The sequence below is a fragment of the Bacillus sp. X1(2014) genome, assembly GCF_007678255.1.
Genome location: NZ_VEED01000034.1, coordinates 22,003 through 29,499 on the forward strand (window position 1 = coordinate 22,003; position 7,497 = coordinate 29,499).

The window sequence follows — 7,497 nt, forward strand, 5'->3', positions numbered from 1 at the left end:
AAAAGTATATAAAAGGAGAATGATTATGTTTGGAACAATATTTAATACATTGATGATAATCATCGGGAGCACTGTTGGAAGCATCTTTAAAAAGGGGATAAGAGATGAATATCATACTATTCTAATGCAGGCTATGGGATTAGTTGCTCTGGGATTAGGAATCAATGGACTGGTACAACATTTACCTTCCAGCAAATATCCAGTACTTTTTATTGTAAGTTTAGCAGTAGGGGGATTACTCGGTCAAAGACTTAATTTGGAATCCAAATTTAATGCTTTTGTTAATAAATATTCTAAGGGTAATTTAGCAGAAGGGTTATCTACCGCAATTCTTTTATTTTGTATTGGAACGATATCTATATTAGGCCCTGTAGAGGCTGCGTTAAAGGGAGATTATACGTATCTGCTTGCAAATGGGATGTTGGATGGAATTACTTCAATTGTACTAGCATCCACATTTGGCATTGGTATAGCTGTAGCAGGCATTGTTTTATTTGTATGGCAGGGTTCCATTTATTTAATTGCTCTTTTAATGGAGAACTCCATCAATAATGATCTTCTAAATGAAATGACTATTGTAGGAGGTATATTGATAGTCGCATCTGGTTTAAGTGTTTTGGGCATTAAGAAATGTAATACCTTAAATCTTTTGCCATCATTAATGATTCCTCCTATTGTATTTTTGATCATTAATTTATTCCACTTATAATATTTGGGATGAGCAAATCCATACATCGAAAAACAGCGGTAAATGAATGATTTACCACTGTTTTGATGGGAAAGAATCCTATGTTAAATTTTATCTATGGCTGCGTTTAATAATGAATTATAAATTCCTTTCTAATAAAATTCCTACTTGCTCTGCCATAACTAGAGGTGGATAAGGCATTCCATTCGTAATCCACCATTCCACAATTCCCACATATGAAGTGACAATAAATTGAAGAAGAACATCTTCAATTAATTCATGGTTTTTTCCTTGGGATGTATCGATTTCATCCTTGAACTCTTCTACGAGAAACTCATGGAACTGCCTACGAAAAGATGGAGCTCCTTTACTTGCTAGCATCGTCGAAAAGAATAAATAATTACTATCAAGGTATTCAAACCAGGGCAAATTCGCATCTTTAAAATCCATTTCAGAAGTGGCTTCGCAGATTTCCCCCATTTGATTAATATGCTCCTCAATAATTTTATCAAGTAAATCAAACTTATCCACGTAATGAAGATAGATCGTTCCTCGGCTAACATTTGCGTGATCGGAAATGTCCTGAATGGTAATGTCATCGAATTTTTTTTCAGACATCAGCTCAATCAAGGCTTTTTTTATGGCTTCTTGACTTTTGGCTATTCTTCTATCTACTTTAGGCATTTTAAGATTAACCAACTTTCTTAAAAGATAATGAACAATTTTATTTGATTTGATTTCTATTAAACAAATTGCGTTGAATTAACAATTGAAAAGATCCTATATCTTTATATAATAATAGACGCGTGTTCAATTATATGTCATTGTACATCTTTTTACTAGCATTGAATTGTATTACCTACGGAATGATAAAGCAAACCATAAATAATCCTAGAAAAAAATTAAGGAGGACATACTATGAAGGAAGTTATACTTTGGACCGGTGCTGGACAGATTGGCATGGCAATAGCTAGAAGAATCGGTTTTGGTAAGAAAATAATTGTTGGTGATAAGAACCTAGTTAATGCCAATTCTATTGCAAAAATGATGAAAGAATCCGGGTTTGATGTGGTACCTGTCAAAACGGACATTTCTTCCAGAAAATCTATTTTAAATTTGATAACAGAAGCTCAGAAGTATGGTGAAATCACAGCACTTATCAACGCAGCCGGCGTGTCACCTAGTCAGGCACCTATTGAAACCATTTTGAAGGTGGATTTGTACGGAACGGCAGTATTACTGGAGGAAGTAGGTAAGGTAATAGCTCATGGAGGCGTTGGTGTAACAATTTCCAGTCAATCTGGACATAGAATGTCTCAATTGGGAGTTGAAATTGATGAACAGCTAGCAACAACCCCAACTGAAGAACTCCTTAGTTTGGAAGTCCTTCGGCGAGAAAATATCAAGGATACGTTGCACGCTTATCAAATGGCGAAACGATGCAATGTGAAGCGCGTAATGTTTGAATCTATACGTTGGGGGAAGAAAAACGCTCGGATCAATTCCATTTCCCCAGGGATTATCGTAACACCATTAGCTATAGACGAATTCAATGGTCCAAGAGGAGATTTTTATAAGAATATGTTTGCTAAGTGCCCTGCTGGCCGACCAGGAACAGCTGATGAGGTTGCAAATGTTGCAGAACTGCTGATGATGCCGCAGGGAGCTTTCATCACCGGTTCTGATTTTCTAATTGACGGTGGAGCAACTGCTTCTTATTTTTACGGACCACTTAAACCAACAGAACAATGAAAAATCTTTGAGAGATAGAAATTCTGCAGGTTGGTTGAAGAAGGAATCTGTTTTTATTTGTAGAATTTCTAATGAAATAGAAAAATTAGAGAAACGAGGGAAATAATTACAATGATAAAAGGTTTCGGAGGAATATTTTGGAGGACTAAAAATCTAGAAGCTACAAAAAAATGGTACAGTGAAGTGTTGAAGATTGAAATAGAAAATTGGAATGGGACTATCATCAAACCCCAGCCAGGAAATGAAACGATCTTTTCTTTCTTTACTGAAGATGACAGCTATTTCCCAACAGAACAGCAAGTGATGTTAAATTTCGAAGTTTATGATCTAAACGAGACGATTAAGCATCTTGAACAAATTGGTGTACCTCTTGCAAAGGAAAAAGAAATTGGTGATTTTGGTAAGTTTATTTGGATTAAAGATCCTGAAGGCAGACTAGTTGAGTTATGGGAAAGATAAACGAGATATATTATTTCTATTCTTTGAATTTTATTTAAGGTTTAAAACAATGGATTATTTAGTGTTTTCAGAGATTGATGTAACTGAACAGTTGCATAATATGGCTAAGAAAAACATTAATTTTAATAAAATATTTGAATTGAATAAAATTCCTCATATAACCTTAGGTCCTGATGGTCAATGGCTAAATATCAATGAGTATTAAAATAAAGTCTTATTCTAGAAACAAATGCAAGAGTTAAAGATCGCCATCAATTACAGTATTCCACCATTTTCTTTCCATTAATATTCCCGTTATTAACTTTAGCTTATTTATGTATAGTTTATTTGCCCATTAATAAAAATCAAGCCGGCAGTCACTATAAACTGCCGGTTATTTTTTGCAAATATATAATGTCAAGCAATTATCTAAAAGGAACCAGAACCTTTGATCAACTTGTTTTTATAACATAACATAGTAAAAGGAAGAGGCAAATGTCCATTACAATAAGAAGAAAAATTTTAGCTGCCATAATTAGTAGTTCATTAGGAGTTAATTTGTTTATTCAATTTACGGACAGGTTGGTTCAAGAAGGATTTTAAATCCCCTTGGAGAATTTTTAGATTATCCTATTTAAAGAGAAGTGATTTATAGATGAAATATCAGCAAATGGATTTCACTGAAGAACTAAAGATAAAGATAAAAAATACTGAATCGTCATTAAAAAAACATGTCGAAAAATTGTTAAATGAGAATAAATCTGTTTTTCTTAAGAAGAACTTACAATTTGATGCTGATTTTAATAAAGATGGCGATGACCCTTTTAAGCCTGGGTATAGTTCCTCAGTTGCAATAAGTATTTCTGATAAAACTGACAAAAATGGCGAACTTATAGACTTACATATTATTAAAATATGGGAATGTGAACGCATCCTCTTAGGTATGCCAATTTCAAAACACATACTAGGAAGCAAGATTATTGGTGAACTACTTGATGAAACATTAGAAGAAATTAAAGATGAATTAAAGGAATATATTGAGGAATTATTAGAGGATGCAAATCAGAGTTCTTCAACAACAAACGGGGGCAAGAGCTGAAGATTAAGATCGTGCTGCGGTCTTTTCTTTTTCAACTAATGTGGCAGGTTAGCGGAATAATAGGAAGGTAATCTATATCACTTTATCTAGTTATTTCGAAGGAAGGAGAAATAATCAATGGGAATGACATACGAAGATTGTAAAAAAGTTATTAGAAATATGGAAGAAAGACTGGATTACCACAAGATGTTAGCCAGGTACACAAAACAAACAGTAAAGTTAAAAAAACATCAAGCTGACATAAAATACTGGGACGAAGCAATACAGCAAGTAAAAGAGGACTTTGGCTCTGTTTATTATAATAGATAAAATAGAAGAACTGTCTTTAACTTATCGGGATCGATACTTCTATAAAGTAGGATAACTTTTTCTTATTGAAGTAACGGAGCATGTTTAATAAGAACTGATATAATTTGGTATTAATTTGTATAATGAGTATCAGTTTCAAGGAGGTACAAAATGCATCAAATACAGAAAAAGTCTGATACTTTAATCATTGTAATACATGAAATTTATGGAATTAACCAACATATGCTGAGTTTTTGTGATTTATTATCGAAACAGAATTTTAATGTCATTTGTCCAAATTTATTAGAACGAGAGATACCTTTTGATTATACACAAGAGGAAGATGCTTATCGTAATTTTATGGTCAACGTGGGATTCGCTTATGCTTTGCATAAAATAAAAAATATTTTATCAGATGTTAAAGATGAATACGAAAAAATATTTATTATTGGATTTAGTGTAGGGGCGACTATTGCATGGTTATGTAGTGACCAGGACTGTGTCGATGGAATAGTCGGATACTATGGTTCCCGTATTAGGAATTACATGGAATTAACACCACAATGTCCTACAATACTATTCTTTCCGCAAGAAGAACAATCATTTAATGTGGATGAGTTAATTTTAGATTTAGAAAAAATGAATATCGAAATTCATAAATTTAACGGAAAACACGGATTCAGTGACCCATACTCTTCAGAATATAATGAAAAATTAGCACAAAAAGCATTTAGTGAAATGATGAAATTTTTTAAGAACCATTATTTAATCAACTGTTGTGTTATTAGCTAACGGGTGCATTCCTTTAATAAGGAATGTTTTCTTATTCAACAAACGAGCTGTATAGTTGTATAAGCTATATAAGGAAGCAATAGTTTTCATTTTACTTAAAAACTATGCATTCTTATAAAAATTAACAACGACATGAATGTAGGCTATTTTTCATACATTAATTTGGGAGGTGATGAAATGGCAAGAGTCAGGGCTAGAAGTCATGAAGTAGATGAAATGGCAAGAATGATGAGAGCAGAAGCAGAGGGCGAAGGACAGCAAGGAATGTTATATGTTGGAAATGTAATAATAAATCGTGTTGTAGCAGAATGCTTAGATTTTAAAAGTGTAAACAATATTCATGATGTAATATTTCAAGTACAAGGAGGAAATTATTCTTTTGAAGCAGTGCAAAAAGGGAATGTATTTTATCAAAGATCAAGAACTTCTGAAAGAAGATTAGCACAACAAAATATTAATTCTTGGAGAGATCATCCTGCGAAATATGCACTTTGGTATTTTAATCCAACGGCGCCAGCGTGTCCTCCTACATGGTACGGTCAACCTCATTCTGGTCAATTTAAAGAACATTGTTTTTATGAACCAAAACCTGGAACATGTGATAGTGTTTATAGGGGTTAGGCTTATTTTTTAATGAGGCAGGTTAGTGAAAGCACATTTTGGATGGACTTTCTTTACAATAATAAGTACTTGATAAATATTTATTATACTTTAGATATAGCTAAATGGATATGTTGCAATAAAAGGGGTTAGGACTTCCCAAAATCTAAATCTTATTCAACCAGGAGTTGCATCGGCAGCTCTTTTTTTTATTATTGAGCTAACGTACAGGTAATTTGAACAAGGATTTTGGTGAATTATATGGTATTAAATAGTTATTGATAATTTTTAGGGGGAGCAAAATTGCGTAAGAAGGTTTTGTTATTAAAAATTTTTGGTTTAGCTTTTTTTCTTGTCCCAATCTTCATTACCAGATTTAAAATGGTTCCCAATATATCTTGGAGAATTTTTTATTTTACTTCTGGAATAGCTCTTCTTTTTCTTTTGGTAACAGACATTTTAGAGTGGAAAATATCAAAAAGAAAAGCGAATAAGGGGTAAAAATTAACTCGTTCCATTGTGTATTGATTTTGAACTAATAGGTAAATGAGTTGAAGATTGGGATTGCAGCGGGGGACCAACAAATTGGGAAAAACAACAATCTCCTGTATCACCGTAAGAAACTTAAAACAAACTATTGCTTGTTTAACTATAGAGCAGTTTGTTTAGGAAGGATAGCTAAGAAAAATGGCGAATTTATACAGTATATAAGTAACACTTGGAGGTTTAATCATTGGGAAAACGTTTTGAAATTATTTATGACCTAGAAATCCTACAAGGCACTTGTTACGTTGAAATAAAACCAGGTAAATACTCAGGGGATAATTGGAACAAGGGTTCAATATTCTTTACAGATGAAACCTTTACCTACTTTTCAAAGGCAATTGAGAAACATTTTAAAAATTATTCTCTATGGGGTGTAAGTGAGATAAACAGGGACACTTGGAAGTTAATTCTAGATGAACTTGAAAATCTCAAGAAATTTTTAATAAACGATCCTAAACCTAAAGAATTGAAGAATCATATTGAATTTCTATATTTAAAAATTACAGAGAAATATGTTTTAGAAAACCTAAATAATAATTTGAAATATTTGGTTAAAGTTATCACTGATTTTCAATCTTGGATAGCTGAGAAGAGTAAAAATAACGAGTACATCTCTATTTTAGGTGTATAACCATTAATGCCTAAATTAAGGATTTGCTCAATGTGATTGACAAAAGTTTGTGAAAGTTCCTACTTAAACTAACGGGTGCTTATGTTTAACAAAGGGTTGCGGTGGCAGCTCTTTTTTCTTGTTCCACTAACGGGGCATATAGTTGAACAAGGATTATAAAAAGTCTGTGTTGAAATATATACAGTAAAGATAGGTATTTTGGGTCAATTATTGAATATACAATTAATATATTTTTATATAAATTAAACAGAAAAAGGGATGTTATTTTCCTTCTTATCGGAGGTAGAAAATATTTGAGAGATTTTATTATCTTTGTTATCTTACCAATTCTAATATTCATCACTTTTTATTATTAATTAATTTCTTTTGGTCTTTTGAGGGGGCGGCTCCGTTAACCTTTTCTGCGGTAACGAATTTATTTGAATTTTGATAATTAATTTATTGCTAGGAGTATAACCGCTTACCTAAGTCTGATAAATAGTCATTCCTTATGCAACTATCGGGTGCAAGAGTGGAATAACGGGGATTGCTGCGACGATCCTTTTTGTTATTGAGCTAAACCAGCTAATAGTTTGTCAATATTTTTCATAAAAAACTTTAAATATCTCATGTTATACTAAAAAAGTGCATGCCAAATAACCTTCCGTTAGTCTGATTTTGGAA

At 32.5% G+C, this 7,497-nt stretch carries 9 protein-coding genes; 8 read left to right on the forward strand and 1 reads right to left on the reverse strand.

What is annotated here, in order from left to right; genetic code table 11:
* The first annotated feature begins 25 nt into the window (after window positions 1-25).
* Window positions 26-709 carry a DUF554 domain-containing protein gene (locus FS608_RS28775; RefSeq protein ID WP_144555979.1) on the forward strand — a complete coding sequence of 228 codons (684 nt, stop codon included), beginning with the start codon at window positions 26-28 and terminating at the stop codon, window positions 707-709.
* A 117-nt stretch (window positions 710-826) separates the two neighbouring features.
* On the opposite strand, the gene FS608_RS28780 is transcribed toward FS608_RS28775, so the two are convergent.
* Window positions 827-1,372, reverse strand: a complete 546-nt coding sequence (locus FS608_RS28780; protein ID WP_144555980.1) for a TetR/AcrR family transcriptional regulator — start codon at window positions 1,370-1,372, stop codon at window positions 827-829.
* A gap of 234 nt (window positions 1,373-1,606) precedes the next feature.
* Here FS608_RS28780 and FS608_RS28785 point away from each other — a divergent pair, with 234 nt between their 5' ends.
* The 7 genes from FS608_RS28785 to FS608_RS28820 all read left to right on the forward strand — a co-directional run bounded on the left by FS608_RS28785 (window position 1,607) and on the right by FS608_RS28820 (window position 6,834).
* The gene (locus tag FS608_RS28785) at window positions 1,607-2,440 is read left to right on the forward strand and encodes an SDR family oxidoreductase (RefSeq protein ID WP_144555981.1); all 834 of its coding nucleotides are present in this window, start codon (window positions 1,607-1,609) and stop codon (window positions 2,438-2,440) included.
* Between the two features lie 111 nt (window positions 2,441-2,551).
* Window positions 2,552-2,899, forward strand: a complete 348-nt coding sequence (locus FS608_RS28790) for a VOC family protein (protein WP_144555982.1) — start codon at window positions 2,552-2,554, stop codon at window positions 2,897-2,899.
* 634 nt (window positions 2,900-3,533) lie between these two features.
* Complete coding sequence (locus tag FS608_RS28800) at window positions 3,534-3,977, forward strand: hypothetical protein (RefSeq protein WP_144555984.1); 444 nt, start codon at window positions 3,534-3,536, stop codon at window positions 3,975-3,977.
* Window positions 3,978-4,094: 117 nt separating this feature from the next.
* The gene (locus FS608_RS28805) at window positions 4,095-4,286 is read left to right on the forward strand and encodes a hypothetical protein (protein WP_144555985.1); all 192 of its coding nucleotides are present in this window, start codon (window positions 4,095-4,097) and stop codon (window positions 4,284-4,286) included.
* 150 nt (window positions 4,287-4,436) lie between these two features.
* Window positions 4,437-5,057, forward strand: coding sequence for a dienelactone hydrolase family protein (locus FS608_RS28810; RefSeq protein WP_144555986.1), 621 nt, complete (start codon window positions 4,437-4,439; stop codon window positions 5,055-5,057).
* A gap of 177 nt (window positions 5,058-5,234) precedes the next feature.
* Entirely contained in the window at window positions 5,235-5,678 is a 444-nt protein-coding gene (locus FS608_RS28815; protein ID WP_144555987.1) for a cell wall hydrolase, read from the forward strand.
* Window positions 5,679-6,390: 712 nt separating this feature from the next.
* Window positions 6,391-6,834: a hypothetical protein gene (locus FS608_RS28820; protein ID WP_144555988.1), complete on the forward strand. Its 444-nt coding sequence runs from the start codon at window positions 6,391-6,393 to the stop codon at window positions 6,832-6,834.
* Window positions 6,835-7,497: the final 663 nt, after the last annotated feature.

What these genes read in the sequence shown, in the direction of transcription:
- FS608_RS28775 (WP_144555979.1), top strand. Translation starts at nt 26, where the DNA reads ATGTTTGGAACAATATTTAATACATTGATGATAATCATCGGGAGCACT.
- FS608_RS28780 (WP_144555980.1), bottom strand. Translation starts at nt 1,372, where the DNA reads ATGCCTAAAGTAGATAGAAGAATAGCCAAAAGTCAAGAAGCCATAAAA.
- FS608_RS28785 (WP_144555981.1), top strand. Translation starts at nt 1,607, where the DNA reads ATGAAGGAAGTTATACTTTGGACCGGTGCTGGACAGATTGGCATGGCA.
- FS608_RS28790 (WP_144555982.1), top strand. Translation starts at nt 2,552, where the DNA reads ATGATAAAAGGTTTCGGAGGAATATTTTGGAGGACTAAAAATCTAGAA.
- FS608_RS28800 (WP_144555984.1), top strand. Translation starts at nt 3,534, where the DNA reads ATGAAATATCAGCAAATGGATTTCACTGAAGAACTAAAGATAAAGATA.
- FS608_RS28805 (WP_144555985.1), top strand. Translation starts at nt 4,095, where the DNA reads ATGGGAATGACATACGAAGATTGTAAAAAAGTTATTAGAAATATGGAA.
- FS608_RS28810 (WP_144555986.1), top strand. Translation starts at nt 4,437, where the DNA reads ATGCATCAAATACAGAAAAAGTCTGATACTTTAATCATTGTAATACAT.
- FS608_RS28815 (WP_144555987.1), top strand. Translation starts at nt 5,235, where the DNA reads ATGGCAAGAGTCAGGGCTAGAAGTCATGAAGTAGATGAAATGGCAAGA.